We start from the raw sequence: 26,573 nt of genomic DNA, 5'->3' as shown, positions 1-26,573 counted from the left end.
CGCATCAGCGTCCTGTTCGCCATGCTCCGCGACGGAACCTTCTACGAACCGAGAAGCCCCCGCACAGCTTGACGAAAAACATAGAGGCACCCCCCGAGGGCCGATCCCCCACCACCCGGGGACGGGCCGCAGGGTCCTGACGGCCTCCGCCACCCCGCTCCGCGCGGGAGATCGCCGAACGCGCTCGCGCGGGCCGCCGGCCGCACGGCGCTGTCGGAAGCAGCTTGAACGCCCCGCCCGCGCCCGGCTCGGCCCCCGCCGCGACAGGACCTCGCCGGCCGGAACGCCACTGCACGGACGGCGAGCGGGGACGGCGACCGCCGGACGCCCGGCCGCGGATGCGGTCGGCACCCCGGACCGGCTCAGACCGCGCCCGCTCCCGTCAGCGACCGGACCTCCGTCTCCGCGTGCTTCGCCTCGTCCGGCTCCTCCGAGGACGTCACGGTGCCCAGCCAGCCGGCGAGGAAGCCGAGCGGAATGGAGACGAGGCCCGGGTTCTGCAGCGGGAAGCACCGGAAGTCCAGGTCGGGAAAGAGCGATTCGGGGCTGCCCGACACCACCGGTGAGAGCAGCACCAGCAGGACCGCCGGGAGCAGGCCGCCGTACACGGACCACACGGCGCCGCGGGTGGTGAACTTCCGCCAGAACAGCGAGTAGAGCAGCACGGGGAGGTTCGCGGAGGCTGCGACGGCGAAGGCGAGACCCACCAGGAACGCCACGTTGAGGTCACGGGCGAGCAGGCCGAGCGCGATCGCCGCGGCGCCGATGACCGCGGCGGCGACCCGTGCCACCGTCACCTCGCTGTATCCCTTGCCGCGCCGCCTCCTCAGCGACGCGTACAGGTCGTGGGCGACCGACGCCGACGAGGCGAGGGTGATGCCGGCGACGACGGCGAGGATCGTGGCGAAGGCGACCGCGGCGACGACGGCGAACAGCACCGTGCCTCCGGTGGAGCCCGCTCCACCGCCCAGGTCGAGGGCGAGCAGCGGGACCGCCGTGTTCCCCGCGGCGTTCGACGAGCGCACCTCGTCGGTACCGAGAATGGCCGCCGCGCCGAATCCGAGCACGATCGTCATCAGATAGAAGCTGCCGATGAGCCCGATGGACCAGACGACCGAGCGGCGGGCCGCCCGGGCCGTGGGCACGGTGTAGAAGCGGGACAGGATGTGCGGCAGACCGGCGGTCCCGAGCACCAGGGCGAGCCCGAGGCTGATGAAGTCCAGACGCGCGGTCCAGTCCGTGCCGTACCGCAGTCCCGGCGAGAGGAAGTCCGTGCCGTGTCCGCTCCGCGCGGCTGCGGTGTCCAGCAGTTCGTTGAGGTCGCCGTGGAAGCGGGTCAGGACCAGCACGGTGAGCGCGGTGGCACCGGCCATCAACAGTACGGCCTTGACGATCTGGATCCAGGTGGTGGCCCGCATCCCTCCCATCGAGACGTAGACGACCATCAGCGCGCCGACGCCGACGACGGTCCACGAGCGCGCGGCCTCGCTCGTCCCGCCGAGGAGCAGGGCCACCAGGCTGCCCGCCCCCACCATCTGCGCGACCAGATAGAGAACGGACACGGCGACCGAGGAGGTTCCCGCCGCGATGCGCACGGGGCGCTCGCTCATCCGGCTGGCGACGACGTCGGCGAGAGTGAAGCGGCCGCAGTTGCGGACCAGTTCGGCGACCAGGAACAGCACGACCAGCCAGGCCACGAGGAAGCCCACGGAATAGAGCATGCCGTCGTAGCCGTAGAGGGCGATGAGCCCGGAGATGCCGAGGAAGGAAGCGGCCGACATGTAGTCGCCGGCGATGGCGAAGCCGTTCTCCATCGGTGAGAAGAGCCGTCCGCCGGCGTAGAACTCCTCCGCCGAGCCGTGCCGGTTGCGGCTGACCCAGGTGGTGATGGCCAGCGTCACCGCGATGAACGCGCTGAACAGCACGAGGGCCAGGGTCTGGTGATCGCCCGTCACTGGTCCTTCTTCCGCGCCGCGTCGGCCTGTCCGGGCAGGGGTGGGCCTCCGGCGGGACCCGCCTGCCGGAAGTCGTCGCCGGGCAGCGCTTCCGCGTCCCGTGTCCGGTCGAAGACCGCCCAGCGGAGATCCAGTGCCGCACGGTCCCTGCGCAACCGTGCGTGACGGGCGTAGGCCCAGGTCAGCAGGAAGGTGCTGAGGAACTGGCCGAGCCCCGCCACCATCGCCACGTTCACGGCGCCGATCACCGGCCGGGCCATCAGCGCGGGTGCGGCGGTGGCCGTGACCACGTACGCCACGTACCAGATGAAGAACGCAGTGGTCGCCGGCACGACGAACCGCCGGTAGCGGCTGCGGACCTGCTGGAAGGCCGCACTGCGGTGCACTTCCCGATAGATGTCGCTCGCCCGGTGACGGCGGCCGTCCGGGCTCCCGGCCGCTGCCGCCGGGGGCACGGACGCCTCGTCCGCACCGCCCGACTCACCCCAGCCGGAGGCCAGCGCGTCGTACCACGGGTCGTCGATGCGGACCGCACCGTCGTCCCGGCCTTGCTGCTTCTCCACGCTCAGCTCTCCTTGTCAGCAACCGTTACGGCCGCGTGCCCAAGGATGGACAGAACTGGGAGATCCCGGACTCTTCTCTTGTGCTCTTCACCCCATCAGGTGACGGAGGCCGGCACTCCGCCCGGGCGTGGTGTCACGCGTCGATGCGCGAGCGGTCCAGGGTCGCCGCGGAGCTGGTGATGAACTCCTTGCGCGGCGCGACCTCGTTGCCCATGAGCAGGTCGAAGACCTGCTCCGCCGCCTCCAGGTCCCCGATGTTGATCCGGCGCAGGGTGCGGTGGCGCGGATCCATCGTGGTCTCGGCGAGCTGGTCGGCGTCCATCTCGCCGAGGCCCTTGTAGCGCTGGACGGAGTCCTTGAAGCGGATCCCCTTGCGCTGGAACTCCAGCAGCGTGGTGCGGAGTTCGTTGTCCGAGTACGTGTACACGTACTTGTCCTGGCCCTTCTTGGGCTGGATCAGCTCGATCCGGTGCAGCGGCGGGACGGCGGCGAATACCCGGCCGGCCTCGACCATCGGCCGCATGTAGCGCTGGAAGAGCGTGAGCAGCAGACAGCGAATGTGGGCACCGTCGACATCGGCGTCCACAAGCAGGACGATCTTGCCGTAGCGGGCGGCGTCGATGTCGAACGTACGGCCCGAGCCCGCCCCTATGACCTGGATGATCGAGCCGCATTCGGCGTTCTTGAGCATGTCGGAGACCGACGACTTCTGCACGTTGAGAATCTTGCCGCGGATCGGCAGCAGCGCCTGGAACTCCGAATTGCGGGCGAGCTTGGCCGTGCCGAGCGCCGAGTCGCCCTCCACGATGAAGAGTTCGCTGCGCTCGACGTCGTCGCTGCGGCAGTCCGCGAGCTTGGCGGGCAGCGAGGACGACTCCAGGGCCGTCTTCCGCCGCTGCGCCTCCTTGTGCTGGCGGGCGGCGATCCGTGTGCGCGCGGCGGCGACGGCCTTCTCCAGCACGGCCCGCGCCTGCGCCTTGGCGTCGCGCTTGGTCGAGGTCAGAAACGCCTTGAGCTCCTTGGCGACCACGTTGGCGACGATGCGGTTGGCCGCGGAGGTACCGAGGACCTCCTTGGTCTGGCCCTCGAACTGCGGCTCGGCGAGCCGGACGGTCACGACGGCGGTGAGCCCTTCGAGGGCGTCGTCCTTGACGATGTCGTCCTCGGCCACGCGCAGCAGCTTGGCGGAGCGCAGCACCTCGTTGATCGTCTTGGTGACCGAGCGCTCGAAGCCGGTGACGTGGGTGCCGCCCTTGGGTGTGGCGATGATGTTCACGAACGACCTGAGCGTCGTGTCGTAACCGGTGCCCCAGCGCAGCGCGATGTCGACGCCCAGTTCGCGGGTGACCTCGGTCGGGGTCATGTGGCCGCGGTCGTCGAGGACCGGCACGGTCTCCTTGAACGTGCCGTGACCGCTCAGACGCAGGACGTCGCAGACCGCCTTGTCCTGGGCCAGGTACTCGCAGAACTCGCTGATGCCGCCGTCGAAGCGGAAGATCTCCTGCGATTTGCCCTCGCCCTCGAGGTCGCGCTCGTCGCGCACCACGATGGTGAGGCCTGGCACGAGGAACGCCGTCTGGCGGGCACGCTGGTGGAGCGTCTCCAGCGAGAGCTTGGCGTCCTTGAGGAAGATCTGCCGGTCCGCCCAGTAGCGGACCCGGGTGCCGGTGCGGTTCTTGGGCACCCGCTTGCCCTTGATCAGCCCGCTCGCCGGGTCGAACGGTGCGTCCGGGCCGGACTCCGTGAAGATGCCGGGGACTCCGCGGCGGAAGCTGATCGAGTGGGTCGCGCTGCCCCGGTCGACCTCGACGTCGAGGCGGGCGGAGAGCGCGTTGACGACGGAGGCGCCCACGCCGTGCAGACCTCCGGACGCCGCGTACGAGCCGCCGCCGAACTTGCCGCCGGCGTGCAGCTTGGTCATGACGACCTCGACACCGGACAGTCCGGTCTTGGGCTCCACGTCGACGGGGATGCCGCGGCCGTTGTCGTGGACCTCGACCGAGCCGTCGTCGTGGAGGACGACCTCGATGTGGTCGCAGTAGCCCCCGAGGGCCTCGTCGACCGAGTTGTCGATGATCTCCCAAAGGCAGTGCATCAGGCCGCGGCTGTCGGTCGAGCCGATGTACATGCCCGGCCGTTTGCGAACAGCCTCGAGCCCCTCGAGGACGAGCAGGTGCCGCGCGGTGTAGTTGGAACCGTCACGGTCTGCGGTCAGCAGCGCACTGGACGGCACGGACGTCTCGGCGGTCACGCGGTTCGCTCCTCGCTGAATTTGAATGTGGCCGTGTGGGGGTAACGGCCCGGCGTCGGTCGCCGGTCAGAGGGTACCGAGGCCTGGTAGAGCCGATGTAACGCCACCCTCATGATTCAACATGCTAGCCCAGAGTCGCATACACGTTCGATCCCTCGATGGAGTGACGCGCACATCACGTTCCCTTCCAGGCATGAACCATTTAGGCTCCGGGCACGTCCTCATGAACAACCGGCAACCCAGCCGGGAGGACCCGATGCCCAGAGAAGCAAGCGAAACCGTAAAGCCAAGCAATACGGCACATTCGCCGCCAACCGGCAGCAGACAGCCACCTTGACGATGAAGTTTCAGGGAAAAGGCGCGAGCGGGAACGTTTTCGGCCTGGTTGGATGTTGACCCTGGTACGACAGCTCGTCGAGCTAGAGAAGAGGCGACGTGACTACTGTTCTGACCCCCGCGAGCCCGCTGACGGCCGCTGACCGCTGCGACCGCTGCGGCGCCCAGGCGTACCTGCGCGTCGTCCTGACAAGCGGCGGTGAGCTGCTCTTCTGTGCCCACCACGGGCGCAAGTTCGAGCCGGAACTCAAGAAGATCGCCGCCGAGATACAGGATGAGACGGACCGCCTGACGGCCGTACCCGCCAGCGCCGGAGACGACGAGCGCTGACGTCGCATCCCACGACGAGCCAGGGACCGGTCCAGGACCGGTCGACGGGCGGCCACCCCCTTCGGGGGTGGCCGCCCGTTCTCGTGACCGCGCACCGCGCTCGGTGACTTCCGGTGCGCGCGCCACCACTCCTGGCGACCGGATCGAGCCTTTGAGTCGGTCGACGTAGCGGAGTTCATGCCACTCAGTGGCCGAAATCGTTCGGTCCATCGCCAACTGGCGGGCGTCTCACTGCTTGTCGGCCACCGTGGGCAGCACCTCGCCGACGCGCGTGTAGACCCCGGGTGAGTCCGCCCGGCCGCATCCGCTGCCCCAGGAGACGATCCCGATGAGCCTGCCCTGCGCCACCAGCGGGCCGCCGCTGTCGCCCTGACAGGCATCGTGACCGCCCCTGGCATCACCGGCGCACATCATCGTGGCCGGCAGGTAGCGGCCTCCCATCACGCTGCCGGGATAGGCCCGCGCGCACACCGAGTCCGGTTGCACCTGCACCCGCGCGGCGCGCAACGTCCGGGCGTACGTGCCTGCCCCGGTCGTGTCGCCCCAGCCGTAGACCGTCGCCGCCGTGCCGGGCCGGTACGCCCCGTCGCCCCGACGGGCCGTCGCGATGGCGTACTGCGCGGGCAGAGCGCTGCCGAGCGTGAGCACGGCCAGGTCCGAGGAACTGGTCGCGGGATCGTACCCGGGCGCGAACCGGACCTTCCGCACGGGGATCTCCTGGCCACCGGGGCCGCGCAGGTCCTCACGCCCGGCGATCACCCGCAGATCGCGCACCTCGCCCACCGGCGTTCCCAGCACCTCCCGGCTGAGGCAGTGTGCCGCGGTGAGCACCTTCGTCGGCCCCACCACCACGGCGCCGCAGAACTGCCCGGCTCTGGTACCCCCGAACCGGTCACGGCTGGACAGGGCGACGACCCAGGGGGTCTCCGAGGATCGCGCCGCCGACCCCCCGATGATCACACTGTCGGCCGCCGCCGGAGCCAGCGAGACGAGTGGGACCAGAGCCGCCGCGGAGGCCAGGGCCAAGGCCGCCGTCAAGGGTCGGGTGATGGGACGTCGCATGCGCTCTCCTGACTCTACGGTGCTCTCCGTCCACTCAGCGTCGACCAGCCGAACACGGTCCGCACCCCCGCGGGTGCGGTACGCGAGCAACCGGGAGCGGGCGGGCGGAATCCGGACCGGACGGGGCCCGCACACACAGGCGGGCAGGTGACACGCGGCGGAGACGGTGCGGGTGGCGCGGGCCGCGTTCCCGAAGGGAAGCCGGGCTGTCCGGGTGAGGGACGAGCCGGGGCCGCTGTTCACCGATGAGCACCACGATGTCCAAGCCGCCCGCACCAGACAGCGGACCGACGCCTGGAAAGACCGCTACAAGATCCGGACTGGCGTCGAAGGCGCCATCTCCCAGGCCGTCGGCCGCTGCGGTCTCCGCTGATCCCCACTTCCAGGGACTGGCCAGGAGCAGCCTTCAGCACCAGCTCACCGGCGCCGTCATCAATCTCGCAAGATTCGACGCTCACCTCACCGCCGCACCCAGGGCCCGCACCCGCACCAGCCACTTCGCAGCACTTCGCCCCGCCGAGCCGACGCTCGACGGGGCGAAGTAGCAGGCCGGGCCCGAATGGACCGACAGCGTCCCCTCGGGGTGCCGGGCCCTCCGCCTGTGGAGTGTCGTCCTCGTCCTAGTCCAGGTAGTCCCGGAGGACCTGGGACCGGGACGGGTGCCGCAGCTTGGACATGGTCTTGGACTCGATCTGACGGATGCGCTCACGCGTCACGCCGTAGACCTTGCCGATCTCGTCGAGCGTCTTCGGCTGGCCGTCCGTGAGACCGAAGCGCATGGACACGACACCGGCCTCACGCTCCGAGAGGGTGTCGAGCACCGAGTGCAGCTGCTCCTGGAGCAGCGTGAAGCTGACGGCGTCGGCCGGCACGACGGCCTCGGAGTCCTCGATCAGATCACCGAACTCACTGTCGCCGTCCTCACCCAGTGGGGTGTGGAGAGAGATCGGCTCGCGGCCGTACTTCTGGACCTCGATGACCTTCTCCGGGGTCATGTCGAGCTCCTTGGCCAGCTCCTCCGGGGTGGGCTCGCGGCCCAGGTCCTGGAGCATCTGGCGCTGCACGCGCGCGAGCTTGTTGATGACCTCGACCATGTGCACCGGGATACGGATGGTGCGGGCCTGGTCGGCCATGGCACGGGTGATCGCCTGACGGATCCACCAGGTGGCGTACGTGGAGAACTTGTAGCCCTTGGTGTAGTCGAACTTCTCGACGGCGCGGATCAGGCCGAGGTTGCCCTCCTGGATCAGGTCCAGGAAGAGCATGCCGCGGCCGGTGTAGCGCTTGGCGAGCGACACGACCAGCCGCAGGTTGGCCTCCAGCAGGTGGTTCTTGGCCCGGCGACCGTCCTCGGCGATGATCTCCAGCTCGCGCTTGAGCTTCGGGGCCAGCTTGTCGGAGTTGGCCAGCTTGTCCTCGGCGAACAGGCCCGCCTCGATGCGCTTGGCCAGCTCGACCTCCTGCTCCGCGTTGAGCAGGGGGACCTTGCCGATCTGCTTCAGGTAGTCCTTCACCGGGTCGGCGGTCGCACCGGCCGCGGCGACCTGCTGCGCGGGGGCGTCGTCCTCGTCCTCGTCGGACAGCACGAAACCGGCGCTCTCGGCGCCCTCGGGCTCGTCGCCGCCCGCCTTGCCGGCCTGCGGCTCCTCGAGCGCCTCCTCGCCCTCGAGCAGCTCCTCGGCGTCCTTCTTGGCCGCCGTCGTCTTCTTGGCCGCGGTCTTCTTCGGCGCGGTCTTCTTCGCGGCCGTCGTCTTCTTGGCGACGGTCTTCTTGGCCGCCGCCTTCTTCGCGGGCGCGGCGGTCTCGCCCGCGGCCACCGCGGTGCTCTCGTCGTCGGCGGCGGCCGACGGTGCCGCGGTGGCGGCGACGGCCTTGGTCGTGGCCGTCTTGGCCGCGACGGTCTTGGTGGCGGTGCGCTTTGCCGGGCTCTTAGCTGCGACGCTCTTGCGGGTGCGCTTGGGCGACTCCGCGGCACTGACCATCAGCGTCACACCCTCTTCCTCGAGGATCTGGTTGAGGCTGCGCAGAACATTCTTCCACTGGGTTGGCGGAATCTGGTCAGCCTCGAAGGCCCGACGCACGTCATCGCCGGCGATCTGCCCATCAGCCTTCCCCCGCTCGATGAGCGCCATCACAGACTCGGACTCGGCGATCTCCGGCGGGAGCGTACGGGATGTGCTGGCCGACACGAACAACCTCTCGGAACGATGGAAACGGCTTCCGGCCCCGCCCATGATCGGGCCGGAGCCGACGACCGTCGGCTGGGGATGTACCGACGGCGCGGGCTGGACCTCGGAGAGTGAACAGCGCCGCGATCGGCGCCCTTGTTCCCTCCTCGGCTGTCACCTCTTAGGTCATCGCACAGTTTCGAGGAGTGTTACGCCCAATCCACGTGGCCCGAGTCACACCTCATTGCCGACAAAACGGCCGAATGGGGATTCAATCAGCATTCGGCTCCACAATCGTGGGGGGGGGGCCCCCCGGGCCCCCCCCCCCCCAGAGGATGGCACCCAACCCCCCCCCCCCCCCCCCCCGAACGTGTCGCCCCGCGGCCCGGCCCCCCCCCCACACCCACGGCCCCAAAACCCGCCCCATGGGTCATAAAACCACAATCGGCAACCCAACGCGGGGCCCCGCCCCCGGGGGCCCGCCGACACACGATGGGTACGCCTCGAACGCCCCGGCCGCAGCCGCGGATCAGTGCTCGCGCGGAGCCGGGACCACGCGCTCCACCTCGGGGTGGGTCGTGAGAAGTTGCCGCATGGCCGATTCCGCACCGTTCGCGTCGCCGGCGGCGAGGGCCTCGACGATCCGCGCATGGTGCGCGAGGGATGCCTCGGAGGGGCGGTCGCAGCCCGCGGCGGGTCCTCCTGAGACCTGGAGGGCGGCGGCGACGATGCCGGACAGGTGCTCGAGCATGCGGTTGCCCGCGACCTGGATCAGGAGCGAGTGGAACTCGGCGTCGGCACGGGTGAAGGTGATGCCGTCACCCTGCGCGAGCGAGTGGCTCATGATCTCCACCATGTCACCGAGGCGCTGCTGCACGTCCTCCCTGCCGTGCCCGGCCGCCAGCCGGGCGGCGAGCGGCTCGATCGTCCAGCGCAGCTCGGTCAGCTCACGGCGCTGGTCGTCGCGCTGCGGACCGAAGGCGCGCCACTCGATGATGTCGGGGTCCAGCAGGTTCCAGTCACTGACCGGACGGACCCTGGTGCCGACGTTCGGGCGGGCGCTGACCAGACCCTTGGCCTCGAGGACCCGCAGCGACTCGCGGACCACGGTGCGGGAAACCTCGAAGCGCTGGCCGATCTCCTCCGGCACGAGCGGACGGTCGGCCCCGAGGTCCCCGGAGACGATCATCTGGCCGAGCTGCTGGACGAGTTGACCGTGGAGCCCGCGGCCCCGGCTGCCCGCGGCGCGGCGGCCGGCGCGGCCCAACTCGCTTTCCGCGGTGTCCCAGGCCGGAGGGCCCACCCGGTCGACGCCGGGCACCTCCGGGTAGGGGTATCGGTCGAGATCGCCCGGGCCGGCGAGGCCGGACTCGACGGGGCGGGCGGCGGTCATCATGGTGTGCGCAAGGGTACTCACGCATCCTTTGTCGGCGTGCCCTCAGCCACCCTTGAGGTCTTTGGTGAAAAGCACACGAAAGGGTGATCGGCGCTCGCCCCGCAATTGACGCCTTATCGGGAAGAAACGGTCATTCCTTGGGGAGTTACGGGCAGCTCATCGCATCGTGATCGAGTTTGGTCACCAACGAGCTTTGCCGCGAAGCTCGATGACCAGATACGAGCACAAGAGAACAGAGAGCGACAAAGCCAGCGCCGTCCCCACTGGTTGGACGAGCGTCCGCAGCGCCGCGAGCAACCAGCGGTCCACCTCGTACGGCCACTGCAGCCAGGTCAGCCCCCTCAACCGCCCCGGGAACCCCGCGACCGACCGCCCGGAGGGACTCGCGAGCGCCTGCTGCACGAGGGGGACGACCGCCATCGGGACGGCGAGCACGGCGGCCACACCCGCGGCCGTGAGGCGGAAGGTGCCCGCGGCGAGCAGGCCCGACCATGCGCAGCCGACCAAAAGCCCGGCCCAACTCAGGGCGAGGGCAGGCCAGTTCCTGAACACCGGCAGGGGGTCGGAGCCGTAGAGGAGCCACAGCGCCTGGGCGTCGAGCACGACGACGGCACCACCGATCACGAGAGCCGCCGCGGCCGTCACCGTGAGCTTGGCGAGGAGCAGTCCCAGCCTGCGGGGGACGGTTCCGCGCGCGGTGGCCAGCGCGGGATAGCGGAACTCTTCCCCGAAGGAGAGAGCGCCGAAAACCCCGGCCCCGAAGGCGGCGGGTGGCAGGGGCCACGCCTCGGGCCAGGCCGCGAGCAGATCCCGCAGCGGGGTTCGGCCCCCGTACGCGAGCAGGACGGAGAGAACGGCGGACGAGAGGAGAACGGCCGTCGTGATCAGATACGTCGTCCGGACCCCGAGGAAGCGGCGCAGTTCGTACCGCAACGGCTGGAGCGGCTGCGACGGGGCCCGCGCGGCGCGGAACGCGCCGCGGCGGGCACGGGAAAGGGGCGGGGTGGCCGGGGCCGGACCGGCGGTGGAACGATGCCCGGCCGGGGAGGCGGGGCTCGCCGGGTGCCGCGCGGCCGGGGGGTGCCCGGCGGCGTGCGGGGCAGCGGACCGAGGGGCCGGATCGTGCGCCACCGCATGCTCCTGGGCGCTGTCGGGGAATGCCCGGGGAGCGGCGTTCCCCTGTGCTGTGGACCCTCTGCCGACGGCACCGACCGGGGCGGACTCGGCACCGGGTCCGGGCGGGTCGAGGACGGCGACCCCGGTCGCTTCACCGGAGCCCTGAGCGCGAGCGGGTACCGCGCGGGGCCCCGCGTCACCGATCTCATCGGCGAGTTGGTGGACGAGAACGCCGTGGCGGAAGGCGGTGTCACCGATCTCCGCACAGCTGCTCCCGTACACGGAGAGCCGGTTGCCGCCCTCGGCGACGACCTCGACGGAGCGGCGCGCGGCCCGCGACTCACGACTCAGCGCAGCGGCGAGCCGGGCGGCGTGCGGACTCAGGACGGCGACGCGCGGCCGGAGCCGGGTCCGGGCGAAGTCGGCCGCGTCCTGATCTGCGACGAGCCGGCCCTTGTCGACGGTGACCACGCGATCCGCGGTCCCGGCGGCTTCCTTGGCGTCAGCCGTCGTGTAGAGGACGGTCCCGCCGTGCGCGGCGTGAGCACGCAACAGGCCGAACAGCCAGCTGTGCTCACGCGGTGACAGCCCCCGGGAGGGGGCGTCCAGCAGCAGGGTGTGCGGGTCCCCCAACAGCGCGGAGGCCAGACCCAGTCTGCGGTCCGCGCCGAGGGACAGCGAGCCGAGACGCGCGTCCCGCAACGCGGCGATGCCCACGAGGTCGAGCATGTCGTCCGCACGGGACACCGGCACCCCGGCGGCCGCACAGAGCATCCGGAGCTGGCCCCGCGCGGAACGGGCGGGGTGCCCGGGCACATCGCCCAGCAGCACACCCACCTCCCGTGCGGGGCTCGCGATGGCATGGAGGGGGCGTCCACGGAAGTACGTGACGCCACGGCCCTCCTCGAGTCCGAGCATCAGCCGCAGGGCCGTGCTCTTGCCCGAACCCCGCGCTCCGAGAAGGGCGGTGACGTCGCCCGGTCTCGCCTCGAAGGTCAGATCGTCCACGGCGGGCGCGAGGTACCGGCGGGAGGTGCTGGTGAGTCCGATGGCCTGGAGCATCGCTTCCCTTGCGGAGGTGAGACCGCTCGGCGGCTGGGCGGGGGCACGGCGGGTGCGGATACCGCAGCACGATAACGCGACATTTCAGACTTTCTCGGCAGCCTCGTGGCGCCGGGTGTCAGGTCGACGGCTCGGCTCCCGAGCACAAGCCGCCCGGACGTCAGACCTCGGGGCGCAGCATCGGCGGATTGAGCAGGGTCGCGCCACCGGCCCGGAAGAGCTGTGCCGGGCGCCCGCCCTGGCGGGTCGTCGTGCCGCCGGCGGGCACCAGGAAGCCGGGGGTTCCGGTCACCTTGCGATGGAAGTTGCGCGGGTCCAGGGCGACGCCCCACACCGCCTCGTAGACCCTCCGCAGCTCGCCGACCGTGAACTCCGGCGGACAGAAAGCCGTGGCCAGCGATGAGTACTCGATCTTGGAGCGGGCCCGCTCCACGCCGTCCGCCAGGATCTGCGTGTGGTCGAAGGCCAGCTGACCGGACTGGTCCTCGTCGCGCGCACCCCCCTCCGGGACCAGCAGCGCCCCGACGGGCGCCCAGCGCGCATTGCTCGCGTCACCGCCGGCGCGCGGCGCCGGTAGGTCCGGCGCCAGTGCCAGATGCGCGACGCTCACCACACGCATCCGCGGGTCCCGCTTCGGATCGCCGTAGGTGGCGAGCTGTTCGAGGTGGGCGCCGTTGTCGGGCGCGGGTGAGTGGGGGTCGTGCACGCAGAGCCCCGTCTCCTCCACGAGTTCGCGCGCCGCCGCGGCCGTGAGGTCCTCGTCCGCCCTGACGAAACCTCCGGGCAGCGCCCACCGGCCCTGGTACGGCTGCTCGCCGCGTCGTACGACCAGAGCGCACAGCGCGTCGCGCCGCACGGTGAGCACGACCAGGTCGACGGTGACAGCGAAGGGCGGGAAGGCCGACGGGTCGTAGGGCATGCCGCGATCATAGTCGTCTTCCTGACGATAAACACTCCCTTCCTGATCGTGACCGCGACTTCTTCGTGCGCCGGACCGGCGGCCCCTCGGTGCGCCGATCCGGTCGTCGTCCCCCTCTCGGCGAGGCCCCTGGGGCGGCTCTCCACTCCCCCCGGGGACCGAGCCGTGCCGGATCTTCGCCGGACCCGTCCGGGCGCGTCCGGAGCGCGGCCGTGGCTGGTCGAGGGCGAGTTGGTGCCCCGGCCCGACCATGGCCCGGCGAGAGGGCCGGAAGCCGATGCGGCCGGCGGAACGTCGACCTGGTGCCGGGGCAGAACGGAGCCGGGAGGAAGGGTCGGACCGGGCGGTGACCGGCCAGGACGGGGCTGCGGTGCGCCCACGGCCACGACACCGGTCGGCTCGGCCGCGCGGACCGGGCGACGGGGCACACGGACCCGACGACGGCACCACTCCCCGGGTGGAGGCACCTGCGGCGAGGCCGGCCGATCACGCTCCGCCGCCGGGTCCCCCTTCCGCGGTCCTCCGACCGCCCGGGCGGGACGGGCTCGGTGCCCCGGCGTCGCCCTCGACGTACGAGGCGCGCCGCCGGGCGGCCGAGGTCGCTCGCGGAACGGCCGGGCCGGGTGCGGTACCCCTCTTCCGGCCGGCCGGACGCCCGTGCGACCCCGGACGCGACTGTCCGGGCCGGGGCCGGCGCGCCCCCTCGGCCCGGTGACGCGGGGAGTGCGCACGGCCGGGCGCCCGGGACATGTCCTCCACCGCCCCGTCCGCGGCCGGCCCCGGACGACCGGACGGGCCGACCGTTGCGTCCCGGTCCGGCGCGGAGACCTCGACCGTGGGCGCGGTGCCCGGCGCGGAAGCCGCGGACGTGGGTTCCGATGCGGCCGTCCGTGCAGCGGCCGGCTCTGTGGAGGACCCCGCGGAAACCGGCTCGCCCCCGGCCGTGAGCTCAGCGGCAGCCCGCCCGCACCCCGCGGAACCGACCGTGGGCTCCGCGGCAGCCGATGCGCTCCCCACCGAACCGCCTGCGGAACCGCCCGAGGGCGGCTTCACCGGCATCGTGCCGTGGGTCCGCAGGCAGCGACGCAGTTCCTCGGGGTCCATCCCGTCGTTGCACGCCTGGTGGAGCAGGCGCGCGAAGACGTACTCCGGATCGGACCGGAGGGCGAGGCTGAGGGCGACTCGCGCGCTCGGCTCGTCGCCCGTGGACCAGGCGACCCAGCCGGCCAGCGAGAGCGGGGCAGCGGCATGCTCCGCGTAGGGGCCGACGCAACGACGCGCCAGCGCCCGCCACAGCCTGAGCGCGCGATGGGCCTGCGGACCCTCCATCCACGCGGCGGCGCGGTCCCGGGTTTCGCGGTCCTGGATCCCGAGAATCACCGCGGCTGCCTCGGCGTGGGAGATCAGCCCGTCGTCGCGGGCGTCCGCCGAGGAGGGGCCCGTGTCGAGCGTCGCCCTCTCCCCCAGTCGCTTCATCAGCCGGCGGGCGAGCCTCAGGGTCTCGGCCCCGACCCGCTCCCGGCTCCCTCCGTGCAGGATCCTCGGGAGCAGGACCGCGCCCGCGGAGTCCAAAGCCCTCTCCTGGTCGGCCATGGCCGCGGTCCGCAGCGGCTCGAGGCGTGACTCCATGTCCCGCAGCGAGCCCCGGACCTGGATGCCCGCGTACGCCGCGGCCGCGGCCATGACCGAGGTGCCGGAGATCGCCATCGCCGTTCCCTCCGCCGGACAGCAGCGGGGATCCGGGCAGCAGTAGCTCCAGAAGCGACCGCCGGAGACGCACAGCGCCTCGGGGACCGGGACGTCCAGCGCGCCGCAGGAGGTGCGCAGCCACTGTGCGAGGGGGCGCAGCTGCTCCATCACCGCCCGGCCGGTCTCCCCCTCCGCGGGGTCCCGGCAGAGGAAGACGACGATTCCGTCCGGCCGGGAGCCGCGGCGCTCGCTGCCCTCGACGAGGCACTCGGCGAGGTGCTGGGCGACGGGCAGCCACTCGCGCGGGGATTCGGGGATGCCCAGGCGGAGCCGCCCGCCGAAGCGGCCCCGCCTGCCGTGGAGTGCGACGAGCACGATCGAGTCGGTCGGGTGGAAGCCCAGCATGTACGGCAGGGCGTCGACGAGTTCGGCCGGACTGCGCAAGGTGATCTGCTGCTGCTCGCCGTCGGCCGGCCCGGTGGGTTCGTGGTGCTTGTTCATGGCACGACGGTCCCGCGGACCACCCCGGCACCGCGACCCCTGTGGATAACGTTATCCACAGGCTGACCGGCTCGTTCGCGGATTGTCCTCGCCATCGGGTTGCATGGGGGCATGACCAACGCAGACCGCGCAGAACTCCGGGCATCGGCCGACTCCGTACTCGCACGTCTCGTCGGGGACACCACCGGCGCCGCCGAACTGCGCGAGGACCAGTGGCGGGCCATCGAGGCGCTCGTCGCCGACAAGCGCAGGGCGCTGGTCGTGCAGCGGACCGGCTGGGGCAAGTCCGCCGTGTACTTCGTCGCGACGTCGCTGCTGCGTGAGCGGGGCAGCGGTCCGACGGTGATCGTCTCGCCCCTGCTCGCGCTCATGCGGAACCAGGTGGAGGCCGCCGCGCGGGCGGGTATCCGGGCCAGGACGATCAATTCGTCGAACACGGAGGAGTGGGAGACCGTCCAGGACGAGGTGGCCGCCGGCGCGGTGGACGTGCTGCTGGTCAGTCCCGAGCGGCTGAACAACCCGGACTTCCGGGACCAGGTGCTGCCGAAGCTCGCCGCGGCGACCGGCCTGCTCGTGGTGGACGAGGCGCACTGCATCTCGGACTGGGGCCATGACTTCCGCCCCGACTACCGGCGGTTGCGCACGATGCTCGCCGACCTGGCGCCCGGTGTCCCGGTGCTGGCCACGACCGCGACGGCCAACGCCCGTGTGACAGCCGACGTGGCCGAGCAACTGGGCACCGGCGTGGGTACCGACGCGCTGGTGCTGCGCGGGCCGCTCGACCGGGAGAGCCTCAGTCTCGGCGTGCTCCAACTCCCCGACGCCGCCCACCGGCTGGCCTGGCTGGCCGATCACCTCGGTGAGCTGCCCGGCTCGGGAATCGTCTACACGCTCACGGTCGCGGCCGCCGAGGAGGTGACGGCGTACCTGAGGCACTGCGGGCACACGGTGGCGTCGTACACGGGCCGCACGGAGAACGCGGACCGGCAGCAGGCGGAGGACGACCTGCTGGCCAACCGGGTCAAGGCCCTGGTCGCCACCTCCGCGCTCGGGATGGGGTTCGACAAGCCGGACCTCGGCTTCGTGGTGCATCTCGGATCGCCCTCCTCCCCCATCGCCTACTACCAGCAGGTGGGCCGGGCCGGCCGTGGTGTGGAGCATGCAGAGGTGCTGCTCCTGCCCGGCAAGGAGGACGAGGCGATCTGGCAGTACTTCGCCTCGGTCGCCTTCCCTCCGGAGGACCTTGTGCGCCGCACCCTCGACGTCCTGGAGCAGGCGGAGAGGCCCCTGTCCCTCCCTGCGCTGGAGCCGCTCGTCGAGCTGCGACGCACACGGCTGGAGACGATGCTCAAGGTCCTCGACGTGGACGGAGCGGTGCAGCGGGTCAAGGGCGGCTGGACGACGACCGGCCGGCCGTGGGTGTACGACTCCCGGCGCTACGCGTGGGTGGCGCGTCAACGCGAGACCGAGCAGCAGGCCATGCGTGACTACGCATCGGCTGTGGGCTGCCGGATGGAGTTCCTTCGCCGGCAGCTGGACGACGAGGAGGCCGCCCCGTGCGGCCGGTGCGACAACTGCGCCGGCTCCCGCTTCGACGCCTCGGTGTCAGCCGCCGCGCTGGATGCCGCGCGCGGCGAACTGGCGCGCCCGGGCGTCGAGGTGGAGCCCCGCAAGATGTGGCCCACGGGTCTTCCGGCGGTCGGCGTGGATCTCAAGGGGCGCATTCCCGTGGGCGAACAGGCGTTCACGGGCCGGGCGCTGGGTCGGCTCTCCGACATCGGCTGGGGCAACCGGCTGCGGCCGTTGCTCTCCGCTCAGGCTCCGGACGGTCCGGTGCCCGCCGATGCGGCCGATGCGGTCGTCAGTGTTCTGGCCGACTGGGCCAGGGGCCCGGGTGGTTGGTCCTCCGGAGCCGCTGACGCACCGGCCCGGCCCGTCGGCGTGGTGACCGTCGCCTCGCGCCGCCGGCCGCATCTCGTCGGTTCGCTCGGAGCCCGCATCGCGGAGGTCGGGAGGATGCCCCTCCTCGGTGCCGTCGAGTACACGGCCGGCTCGGAGGACCGGCACATCTCACGCACGAACAGCGCTCAGCGGGTGCGCGGGCTGCATGAATCGCTCGTCGTCCCGCCGGAGCTGGCACGGTCGGTGGCCGAGGCGGGTGGTCCCGTGCTCCTCGTGGACGATCTTTCGGACAGCGGCTGGACCCTCGCCGTCGCATCACGTCTGTTGCGCCGAGCGGGAGCTGAGGGGGTGTTTCCGCTGGTCCTGGCTGTTCAGGCGTGAGGGGAGCGTGACAGCGCGCAGCGGCGGGCAGGGATATGAGCACCATTTCTGCCCATTCCCGTCAGCGGCCTCAATTGCTCGTTGCCGCCCGCCCCTGAGCCCGCAAGAATTGGAACCACCGCCCTCCGCCCGGTCCGGTCGCGGTCCGCAAAGGGCTATGCCGCGGTGCGCCCTCACCCGACTCTGCCCGCATTGTGGGCGCGTATGCGAAGGGAGGACCGTGACCTTCGGATTCGCCTCGTCCGCAGCCACCGCGTTCAATGGATCGGCCGGCTCCGCCAGTCGCCTCGCCAGACTGCTGGAGCCCGCGGAGTGGGCGGAAGCGGGGATACCTCTCCTGCGCAACCCACGCGAGGTCGTGAGCGGCCTGCACGTCCGCCATGAACCGACCCCGTCGACAGCCGTCGTCGCCGTGCTGGACACCGAGGAACGGCTCATCGCCAGCGCCTCGTTCGCCCGGCGGGCCGCCCCTGCCGACGGCTGGGACTTCCGCAATGCGCTGCTGGCGCAGTTGCGGCGGGTCATCCCGCACGACCTGCGCCGCCGCTCACCGGTCCGCACCGCCGTACTGCTCTACTGCCGTGAGGGCGACGAGCGCTGGACGGAGGAGGACGGCGCCTGGATGTGGGGACTGCGAGACGCGTGCACCTTGCACGGCCTGCGCTGCGGCGCCTACATCACCCTGACGCGCGGTGGGTGGCAGGTGCTGGGCGAAGGGCGTGGCGGCCGTCGGCCCAGCTCCGACTCGCGGTCGAGCGGTTTCGGGGATCTGGTTCCGGGGACGGGGGCCGCACCCTTGCGTACGGCGAGCGGCGCCGCCGAGGCGCTGCGCCGTACGGCGGCCCGCTGAGACGCACGGTCAGCCTGCTGCCCGGCTCCGCGCCGACGACCGGACCTCGGGCGACCTCCCGGCACCGCCCCGTTCGACGGCCACGACCCCGTACGCGCCACTCGACGGCGTGTGGGGGCCGCAACCCGTGGCAGGGAAGCCGGCACCCACCCGTCGGCTGTGCCGCACAGGGGACGCGGCGCGGCACGTCCCCGCACCGCGCGGGGCCGGACGAGGGCGCCGGGGCAGAGCGTCGCACCCGGACGGGCTCTGTGCCGCGCCCGGTCCGGATGTGCGCGCCGCCGTCCGGCTCAGACGCCCGCGCCGAGCGCCGCGTTGATCCGCTGCGGATCACCGCACACGATCAGCAGCGCACGCGCGCGCCCCATGGCGACGGGCAGTGCCCGCACCGCGTCGTCGTCGTTGCCGCCGTTCACGGCGACGACGACCACGGGCCGGGACGAGGCACGGTCCACCGAGGCGGCGTCCGCGTAGAAGACGTCGTCGGCGGCGTCGTGCTGGGCCCAGTAGGCCGTCTCGCCGAAGGACAGCTCATGGGCCGCCCAGGGGTGCTGCTCACCCGTGGTCAGCACGAGGATCTCGCCCGGGGCACGCCCCGAGTCGAGGAGCAGGTCGACGGCCTCACCGGCGGCGTCGAGCGCGCCGTCGGCGGAAGCGGGGATGAGCTGGATCTGCGGCGCGGAACGATTCTCCTGCCGCGGCGACGCCTTGGCGGTGGAACCGTGCGCACGCTGCGCCGGCGGAGCGGGCCTGGCCGGACCGGGGCCGGGGCGCCCGGGACGGGGAGCGGCCGCGCCACGCGGACCGGGTACGGGACGAGGGGTCGGCGCGGTGCGGCCTGCGGCCGATGCAGCGCGGGGACCCTGGGCACTCTCGTGAATCTGAGGCTCCTCGGGGATGAGAGGCATGGGTGGATATCTATCAAACGCCGGTGCGACGAGCACCGGCGGGTGGCACATAAGTGCGACCGGTCGTGAGGCCGGTCGGCACAGTACTCCCGGTACGGCCGGTTCAGAAGTCGAAGCCGAGTTGGCCCCCGCTTTCCAGAGCGGCCGCCTCCACCGGGAGCCGGACCTTCTTCAGATGCCGCCAGCGCGGCATCGCATCGAGATAGGCCCAGGAAAGCCGGTGGACGGGAGTGGGACCGAGTTCGTTCAGCGCCGCCCTGTGCACGGGCGACGGATAGCCGGCGTTCTCGGCGAAGGCGTACGGCTCCAAGGCCGCCGCCCCCAGTCCGAGCTCGGCCATCAGCGTGTCCCGCCGCACCTTGGCGATCACCGAGGCGGCCGCCACCGCGACACAGGACTGATCCCCCTTGATGACCGTCCGGACCCGCCACGGCGCACCGAGGTAGTCGTGCTTGCCGTCCAGGATGACCGCGTCGGGCCGAACGGGAAGCCCGTCCAGAGCCCGCACGGCCGCCAGCCGCAGGGCCGCCGTCATGCCCAGGTCGTCGATCTCCTCCGGGGAGGCGTGCCCGAGCGCATGGCAGGTGACCCACCTCTCCAGCTCCGCGGCCAGGACGGCGCGGCGCCTGGGAGTGATCAGCTTGGAGTCGGTCAGCCCCTCGGGGGGCCTGCGCAGACCCGTGACGGCCGCGCACACCGTGACAGGACCGGCCCACGCCCCTCGTCCGACCTCGTCGACACCGGCGATGATCTTGGCACCGGTGGTGGCGCGGAGTGAGCGCTCAACGGTGTGCGTGGGTGGTTGGTACGGCATGGCGCCAGACAGATTACGCCGCGCGGCCCGGCCGCGACACCCCGGCTCCCCTTCTCCCGGAGGCGCCCGCCGTCAGCCGTCGCGCGGACACAGTGGCGGCATCACCGACCCGAACGGCCGCGTCGACGACACCCATGTCCCGCCATTCGCTTTCGCACACTTTGGATCGTTACGTCATCATCGCCGGAGTCACGTCCAGGGCCAACTCGCCGATTGGCCTCCGGACCTACGTCACCCCGTGCCACACCCCGCCGCACCACCTGCCGGAGGAGGTGCGGCGACCGATCGACGACGCCGCTGACGACCGCACGCGAAGCACCCGGCCGTCGACGTGTCGCATTCGTGAAGGACCGCGGGCCGGGCACACGTCGGCTTCGAGTACATCACCGCTCGTGTCCGGCGGGCCAGTTGACAGGGGCTCTCACGGACTCCTCCGTGGTGCGGCGCGTACTCCGGCGAGGGCAAAGCGGCCTCGAGGGCGTGTCGGCCACAGGTGCCGGACGGCGGCGTTCCCGGCGGCGCCGGGTGTCCCCCATCGGCGTTCCGGTCCTCGCACTCGCCTCGCTCCCGGCCGGACTCGCCCGGCAGCCCTGGCAGTTGCTCTCGGAACGTGTGCTCCGGGGCGCGATCGCCTCGCCGACGTCACTCACTCCGGATGTTCGCCGACCGGAGCCGCCCCGGCACGGACGTGGGGAGCGGACCGCAGCTCACGGCGGGCCGGGCCGGCCGGGCGGCGCCGATGCGCCCGGACGGAACGCCCCGTCAGTCCATGCCGGTTCCGGGGTCGAAGTCGTCGAGGTCGGCGTCCTCGCCGTACCCGTCACGGGTGTACTCGTCCCCGTCCCCTCCGTACCGCCCGTACTCCGGGCAGGAAGACCCGCCCGCCGATGCCGGCCGCTTCTCCAGGATCTCCCTCGCCCGGGCCTGCCCCCAGCTCGTGTCGTACCAGGACTGCCCCGTCTCCCGCAGGTCGCGTTCGATGTCCTCCAGCGCGCAGGAGCGCACCGGCTCGGGAAGGGCGTCGAGAGCGGGAACGGCGTCGGCCGAGAGGTCCCGCAGATACCGGACGTCGATCTTCCCCGTGTTCTCGAAGCGCTGGACGTTGCGCTCGGCGACCAGCGCGTCGGGCGAGCCGAGACCGAAGGCCAGGACCGCGGCGGCCGCGCTGCCCGCGACGGCTCGCGGCAGCCAGCGGCTCCCGAGGAGCCCCGCGGCGATGATCAGCACCAGTACGAGTCCGAGCCACAGTTCCATCGCGGCGACCGAGATCCGAAGCCGCGTCAGCCCGTACGCGTCGACGTAGAGGTCCATCCTGCGCAGCGCGGCGGCCACCACCACCAGGGTGAGCACGCAGAGCGTGCCGAGCACCGCACGGACGAGGGTGCTGTCGCGGGCCCCTCCGCGCGGCGCCCAGCGCAGCGCCAGCCCGATGACGACGAGAGTGAGCAGAGTGGCCCACAGCAGCTGCCAGAAACCCTGCCGCGCGTACTCGGCGTAGGTGAGTCCCGTCTCGCGGAGCACCCTGTCGTACCCACCGAAGAGGACGGCCAGCTGGACGGCGATGAAGGCCGCGAAGAGCAGGTCCAGGACGATCAGGGGAACGGCCCACTCGACCCTGCCCCTCGCTCTGCCCTGCCGCAGGGTGAGGCGGTCCCAGCGCAGTGGCGCCGCGGCGGTGTGGGCTGCCGCGAGTGCCCCGGCCAGTCCTACGAGGAACAGCAGGAGGCGCCAGGGGGCGTCGATTCCCGAGACATCCGGCGTCAGCTCGCCGAGCAGATCGGCGAACGCCGCGTCGGCGCCCGCGAACAGCGCGCCGAAGACGAGAAGCAGCAAGGCGGCCACCGCGCTCGCCCGCAGAACGGGGCCCCAGCGGCCCCTGGAACCGTCGGCACGTTCACGCAGTCCGCGCCACCCCCACATTGGACCGGTCACCAGCGAGTCCAGCACGCCGAACGGGCCGAGGACGACGCCCGGCCAGGTGCGGCCCCCGTGAAGCGCGAGTGAGCCGACCGCCATCGCCGAGACCACGGCCAGGAACGTCGGCCAACCGGCGTCGCGCAGGGCGGGGACCAGGAGCAGTGCCAGGCCGCCGACCGCCCAGACGGCCGTCCAGGGGCGCAGCCGTCGGCCTGCGGCCCTGGCGGCGAAGCACGCGGCGAGCGTGGCGGGGACCGCCACGATCAGCAGGTTCACCCCGAGCCCGTCGCCGAGCAGCAGGGCGCTGAGCAGTGCGGTGGCGAGGGCGCAGCAGAGCGTCGCCGCACGAGCGGGCTCGCGCCGTGCGGGGCGGATGGAGGCGAGCCACGGCTGGGGTCGTTCGGCCGGTGGACGCCACGGCTGTCCGTGCTGGGTGTGCGCGTGGGCGCGGCCGGGGCCGGCCCACGAGCCGTGGCCCGGTGCGGCCCCGAGCCTGCCCGGTGGTCCAGGAGGCCCGGCGCCCGGTGCACCGCCGACGGCATCGCGCGGCGCGGCACCGAGCGGGCGGCCCTCCCCCGGTGGGCCGCCGGCCGCGGGCCCGGATGCCGCCGCGGGCCCGCCCGGCTCCGGTGCCGCTCCCGATGCAGGCGACCTTCCCGACTCGGTCGGCATTGCTCCACGAGGCCGGGCGTCATCCGCGTGGTGAGCGGTCCCCTCGCGGCCGCCGTCCGAATGCCGCTCCCGCGTCCCTGCCGGCGTCCCTGCCGGGAGCGGATGCGCGGGATCCGCAGGCGGCCCGGTGCCGTCGCCGGGATCGGCGTCCCGTTCCGGGAGCCGGTCCCGGATGAACGATTCCTCCCCGGATCCGGCTCGTTCCTCCGGCCCGTTGTCCGGGGCTTGCGGTGTGGACGGTACGTCTGGCACGGGACCCCCTCCCGACCGGGCACCGCGGGTGGGGCGGACTGGGCCGTCCCGCTGTCCCGGCGTCTCGTCGGCGCACGCCCGTCATGATCAACGGTGCGGCGTGGCCGACAGGCTAGCCCCGGACACCCGGGTACGCCCCCTCGCTCCCGTGTTGTGGCAGGACCGTGACAGTGGGGCGGAGCGGCCGGGCGGCCTCCGCCGGTCAGGCCACCCGGGCGGGCAGCCAGTCGGGCAGGGCCTCGGTCTGCGCCAGCCAGGCCGCGGGCGGTGCCCCGGCCTCGGCCGCCGCGACCACTCCACCCGCGATGGCGCAGGTCGTGTCGACGTCCCCGCCGACCTGCGCGGTGGTCCAGAAGGTCTTCTCGAAGTCCCCGAGCGCCCGTGCCGCGGACCAGAGCGCGAACGGGACGGTGTCGTGCGCGCTCGTGCGCCGCCCCCGGCCGAGCACCGCCGCGACCGTGCCGGCATCGCCGTAGTCGAGCATGTCGCGCGCCCGGCGAAGGCCCTGCCCCACCGCGCTGCGCGGGACGAGTGCGATCACGCCGTCGAGCAGGTCCCCGGGCGGCGGAGGCCCGGCCGGGGAGGCCGCGAGCGCCGCTGCCGCCGCGACCGCCATGCTGCCGACGACGGCCTCGCGGTGCTGGTGCGTCGTGTACGCGGAGATCTCCGCCTGGTGGGTGGCCTGCTCGGGGTCGTCGGCGTACCAGGCACCGAGCGGGGCGATACGCATCGCCGCGCCGTTGCCCCACGAGCCCTGGCCGTTGAAGAGCTGCGAGGCCAGCTCTCGCCAGTCGCCGCCCTCGCGGATCAGCCGCAGCATCCGGTTCACGGCCGGCCCGTAACCCCGGTCGAAGTCGTGGTGGTCGGCGAAGGACCGCGCGAGGGCGTCCTGGTCGATCCGGCTGTGGGCGGCCAGCACGGCCACCACCGAGCAGGCCATCTCGGTGTCGTCGGTCCACTGCCAGGGCCCCGACGGCAGCGCGCGCCGTTTCAGCAGCGGATGGTTGGAGGGTACGAAGAACTGGGAGCCCAGGGCGTCTCCCACGGACAGCCCGCGCAGGCTGGCCAGGGCGCGTTCGAGGCGCCGGTCGAGAGAGGAGTCAGCGGTCATCGCACCGCCACTCTAACCGGTGATCCCGTACCACTCGGGAGTGCACCAGCGCTCGAAGGGCCTGTCCAGCGTGTAACGGCCGTCCTCGCCGAGCTGCAGCACCCGCGTCTCGCCGTTGTCGGGATTCGACAGCGACTCGAATTCGGGCACCGTCCAGTGGAACCAGCGCATGCAGAAGAGGCGCATGGTCAGTCCGTGAGTGACGAGCAGGACGTTGGGCGGGTGCTCGGGCGATTCGAAGCTCCGGTAGAGGCTCTCCAGGAACGCCCCCACCCTGTCGTACACATCAGCTCCCGACTCGCCCTGCGGAAAGCGGTAGAAGAAGTGGCCGTAGGCGTCACGGTAGGCCTTCTGCAACCGCACGGCGTCCCTCTCCTGCCAGTTTCCCCAGTCCTGCTCGCGCAGCCGCGGCTCCTCCCTGACCCGGAGGAGCCGGGGGTCGAGCCGGAAGGCGTGGAGGGTCTGGTGGGTACGTCGATAAGGCGACACATAGACACTGACGCGCTCGTGGCCGAACAGCCCGCGCAGCCGGTTGCCCGTCTCCTCGGCCTGGCGCCACCCCCGGTCGGTGAGGCTCAGCGCATGATCGGGCTTGCGCTCGTACACCGAGTCGTCGGCGTTGCCCTCCGACTCGCCGTGCCGGACGAGGACGATGCGCCGTGGTCGTGCCATAGGACAAACCCTAGATCGGAGCGGCCCCGCACGCGGAGCCCGGTGGCACGGCCGCGGTGTGTCCTCGCACGACGCGCACACATCCGTGGGGCCGGTCCGGTCCGGAGCGGGCTCGGCCCTCGCCTCCGTCCGCGGTGGCGGCATCCGCCGGCCCATCGCCCGTCCCGGCCCGCCCCGGTCGGTCACACGGTCCAGGACGACTGAAGCTCCACGACATCGCCGGCCAGCGCCGCGATGTCCGCCTCCGTCTGCGCTCTCAGGGAGAGCCGTTCCACCCGCTCCACCCGGTACTTGCCGTGCTCGGCTGCCGACTGCCACATGGACAGCACCAGGAACTCGTTCCCCGGTGCCTCGCCGAAGAGCCCCCGCACCATTCCCGGGGACCCCGCCATCGCCGGGTTCCACACCTTCTCCTGCATCAGGGAGAAGTGCTCGACCCGGTGCTCGTGCACCTTGCAGTGCGCCACGCGCACCACGTCCGCGTCCGTGAAGCGCGGTTCGAACCCGGTCTTCACGTCGAAACGGTGGTCGAAGAGCTTCGCCCGGAGGTCCCGGTACGTGCCCGACTGGGCGGACGCGAGGCGGTCGTGCGACCGCGCCATGAAGGAGTCGTAGAACGCGCGGGTCTCCCAGAACGCGAACACATGCGCGACGTCCGGCCGCCCCCTGCTCCAGCCGCCGCCCTGCCCCCGGAAGCCCGGCTCCCCCAGCAGCCCCGCCCATTTCCGCTGCCCTCGTTCGAACCCCCGACGGTCCACGACGGTGCAGCGAATCCACTTGACCAGCACCGCGCCATCGTACGGCCAGGGGACGTGGCCTCGGTCACTCTCCCGGGTGAAGGTACGCGTCCGGTCACCGACCCGATCGGTTCGAGCCGCCCACTCCCGGCCGCCCCCGGACATCGGTGGTCACATGACACGATGACAACTCGCACGTGACACGGGGAGTTGACGGCCACCGCCCTGGCGGGCCTGTGCCGTACACGAGGAAGGGAATTCGGGTGAGCAGTCTCAGCAAAGGGCTCCGGAAGGTCCGGGTGACGCTCAAGTGGGACCCCAGCCCCATCGGAGCGGCCGCCCACGACCTCGACATCGTCGCCGCCACCTACAGGGCGGACGCCCCGCACGGCGCGCCCGCCTATCTCGTGCACTTCGACAGCCGGTCGCCCGACGGCACCATCACCCTGGACCGGGACAGCCGCACCGGGCAGGGCTTCGGCGCGGACGAGGTGATGACCCTCGAACTGGAACGGCTGGCGGCGGCCTACGCGAGGGTCGTGGTCGGCGTCGTCATCCAGCAGCGGAACGCGGAGAAGTCCTTCTCCGACGTCCCGAACACCGGGGTCCGGATACTCGACGGTCCGGTCGAGCTGGCGAGCCACGACCTGTCGGCCGTCCCGGACGCCTCGGCCGCCACGATCGCGGAGTTCACCCGGGACGACGCGGGAGCATGGCGACTGCGTCCGGTCCTGCGCGGTTTCAGCGCCGACCCGGCCGAGTTCGCCGAGCTGATGGGCACTGCGCCGGCCTGACCGCGGTCTTCGCGGCGGGCCCGGTCCGGCCCCCCGCCCGGGTCGCGGCACCCGCCCCGGGCGACCGGTGTTCCCCGGCCCCCTCACCCACGCCGCCTGCGCCCGGAGGCCCGTCGGGGCCGGATCGGGTCGCCCCGGGCGGCAGACAGCAGCGAAGGAGGGGCACCGGCTCGTGTCCGGTGCCCCTCCCTCGGTCTCACGCCTCGGGCGCTGCC

Annotated in this window: 18 protein-coding genes and 2 pseudogenes; 5 read left to right on the top strand and 15 right to left on the bottom strand. The window is 72.1% G+C overall.

Features of this window, described 5'->3' with window-relative positions; all coding sequences use genetic code 11:
* Positions 1-362: 362 nt before the first annotated feature.
* The 3 genes from AB0J10_RS28325 to AB0J10_RS28315 form a co-directional block, all read right to left on the bottom strand.
* A complete protein-coding gene (locus AB0J10_RS28325) occupies positions 363-1,955 on the bottom strand; it encodes a cation acetate symporter (protein ID WP_363065325.1) in 1,593 nt (530 codons plus the stop codon).
* The gene (locus AB0J10_RS28320) at positions 1,952-2,518 is read right to left on the bottom strand and encodes a DUF485 domain-containing protein (RefSeq protein ID WP_363065323.1); all 567 of its coding nucleotides are present in this window, start codon (positions 2,516-2,518) and stop codon (positions 1,952-1,954) included. The genes AB0J10_RS28325 and AB0J10_RS28320 overlap by 4 nt, the downstream gene beginning before the upstream one ends.
* A gap of 133 nt (positions 2,519-2,651) precedes the next feature.
* Positions 2,652-4,769 (bottom strand): DNA topoisomerase IV subunit B, encoded by a 2,118-nt coding sequence (locus tag AB0J10_RS28315; RefSeq protein WP_363065321.1) that lies wholly within the window; start codon positions 4,767-4,769, stop codon positions 2,652-2,654.
* 435 nt (positions 4,770-5,204) lie between these two features.
* Here AB0J10_RS28315 and AB0J10_RS28310 point away from each other — a divergent pair, with 435 nt between their 5' ends.
* Positions 5,205-5,435, top strand: a complete 231-nt coding sequence (locus tag AB0J10_RS28310; RefSeq protein WP_017949380.1) for a hypothetical protein — start codon at positions 5,205-5,207, stop codon at positions 5,433-5,435.
* Positions 5,436-5,663: 228 nt separating this feature from the next.
* On the opposite strand, the gene AB0J10_RS28305 is transcribed toward AB0J10_RS28310, so the two are convergent.
* Positions 5,664-6,497 carry a serine protease gene (locus tag AB0J10_RS28305; protein ID WP_363065318.1) on the bottom strand — a complete coding sequence of 278 codons (834 nt, stop codon included), beginning with the start codon at positions 6,495-6,497 and terminating at the stop codon, positions 5,664-5,666.
* Between the two features lie 244 nt (positions 6,498-6,741).
* Between AB0J10_RS28305 and AB0J10_RS28300 the strand changes: the two are divergent.
* A pseudogene (locus AB0J10_RS28300) lies at positions 6,742-7,042 on the top strand (transposase); the annotation flags it as partial.
* A 75-nt stretch (positions 7,043-7,117) separates the two neighbouring features.
* Here AB0J10_RS28300 and AB0J10_RS28295 read toward each other — a convergent pair.
* The 5 genes and pseudogenes from AB0J10_RS28295 to AB0J10_RS28275 form a co-directional block, all read right to left on the bottom strand.
* On the bottom strand, positions 7,118-8,686 hold the full coding sequence (locus AB0J10_RS28295) for an RNA polymerase sigma factor (RefSeq protein ID WP_363065316.1): 1,569 nt from the start codon (positions 8,684-8,686) through the stop codon (positions 7,118-7,120).
* A gap of 508 nt (positions 8,687-9,194) precedes the next feature.
* Complete coding sequence (locus tag AB0J10_RS28290; protein WP_363065337.1) at positions 9,195-10,061, bottom strand: FadR/GntR family transcriptional regulator; 867 nt, start codon at positions 10,059-10,061, stop codon at positions 9,195-9,197.
* Positions 10,062-10,241: 180 nt separating this feature from the next.
* Entirely contained in the window at positions 10,242-12,239 is a 1,998-nt protein-coding gene (locus AB0J10_RS28285; RefSeq protein ID WP_363065314.1) for an ATP-binding cassette domain-containing protein, read from the bottom strand.
* A 160-nt stretch (positions 12,240-12,399) separates the two neighbouring features.
* Positions 12,400-13,158: an NUDIX domain-containing protein gene (locus tag AB0J10_RS28280; protein WP_363065312.1), complete on the bottom strand. Its 759-nt coding sequence runs from the start codon at positions 13,156-13,158 to the stop codon at positions 12,400-12,402.
* A 1,071-nt stretch (positions 13,159-14,229) separates the two neighbouring features.
* Positions 14,230-15,348, bottom strand: a pseudogene (locus AB0J10_RS28275) (DUF4192 domain-containing protein); the annotation flags it as partial.
* Between the two features lie 111 nt (positions 15,349-15,459).
* Between AB0J10_RS28275 and AB0J10_RS28270 the strand changes: the two are divergent.
* Positions 15,460-17,631 (top strand): RecQ family ATP-dependent DNA helicase, encoded by a 2,172-nt coding sequence (locus tag AB0J10_RS28270; RefSeq protein WP_363065310.1) that lies wholly within the window; start codon positions 15,460-15,462, stop codon positions 17,629-17,631.
* Between the two features lie 220 nt (positions 17,632-17,851).
* The gene (locus tag AB0J10_RS28265) at positions 17,852-18,481 is read left to right on the top strand and encodes a hypothetical protein (protein WP_363065308.1); all 630 of its coding nucleotides are present in this window, start codon (positions 17,852-17,854) and stop codon (positions 18,479-18,481) included.
* 290 nt (positions 18,482-18,771) lie between these two features.
* Here AB0J10_RS28265 and AB0J10_RS28260 read toward each other — a convergent pair whose 3' ends face one another.
* From AB0J10_RS28260 to AB0J10_RS28235, 6 genes are all read right to left on the bottom strand, one after another.
* The gene (locus AB0J10_RS28260; RefSeq protein WP_363065306.1) at positions 18,772-19,389 is read right to left on the bottom strand and encodes a hypothetical protein; all 618 of its coding nucleotides are present in this window, start codon (positions 19,387-19,389) and stop codon (positions 18,772-18,774) included.
* Positions 19,390-19,492: 103 nt separating this feature from the next.
* The gene (locus AB0J10_RS28255; protein ID WP_363065304.1) at positions 19,493-20,203 is read right to left on the bottom strand and encodes a ribonuclease HII; all 711 of its coding nucleotides are present in this window, start codon (positions 20,201-20,203) and stop codon (positions 19,493-19,495) included.
* A gap of 762 nt (positions 20,204-20,965) precedes the next feature.
* The gene (locus AB0J10_RS28250) at positions 20,966-22,792 is read right to left on the bottom strand and encodes a DUF4173 domain-containing protein (protein ID WP_363065302.1); all 1,827 of its coding nucleotides are present in this window, start codon (positions 22,790-22,792) and stop codon (positions 20,966-20,968) included.
* Between the two features lie 454 nt (positions 22,793-23,246).
* Complete coding sequence (locus tag AB0J10_RS28245) at positions 23,247-24,155, bottom strand: ADP-ribosylglycohydrolase family protein (protein ID WP_363065300.1); 909 nt, start codon at positions 24,153-24,155, stop codon at positions 23,247-23,249.
* Positions 24,156-24,167: 12 nt separating this feature from the next.
* Positions 24,168-24,827: a histidine phosphatase family protein gene (locus AB0J10_RS28240; protein WP_363065298.1), complete on the bottom strand. Its 660-nt coding sequence runs from the start codon at positions 24,825-24,827 to the stop codon at positions 24,168-24,170.
* 182 nt (positions 24,828-25,009) lie between these two features.
* Entirely contained in the window at positions 25,010-25,615 is a 606-nt protein-coding gene (locus AB0J10_RS28235; protein WP_363065296.1) for a YdbC family protein, read from the bottom strand.
* Positions 25,616-25,827: 212 nt separating this feature from the next.
* Between AB0J10_RS28235 and AB0J10_RS28230 the strand changes: the two genes are divergently transcribed.
* Positions 25,828-26,358 carry a TerD family protein gene (locus AB0J10_RS28230; RefSeq protein ID WP_363065294.1) on the top strand — a complete coding sequence of 177 codons (531 nt, stop codon included), beginning with the start codon at positions 25,828-25,830 and terminating at the stop codon, positions 26,356-26,358.
* The last annotated feature ends 215 nt before the right edge of the window (positions 26,359-26,573 follow it).

This window comes from Streptomyces sp. NPDC049887 (genome assembly GCF_040656535.1).
In the GTDB taxonomy this organism is placed as follows: Bacteria; Actinomycetota; Actinomycetes; order Streptomycetales; family Streptomycetaceae; genus Streptomyces.
Note: the sequence above shows the minus strand (reverse complement) of the source record. Positions and strands in the feature narration are given on the sequence as shown.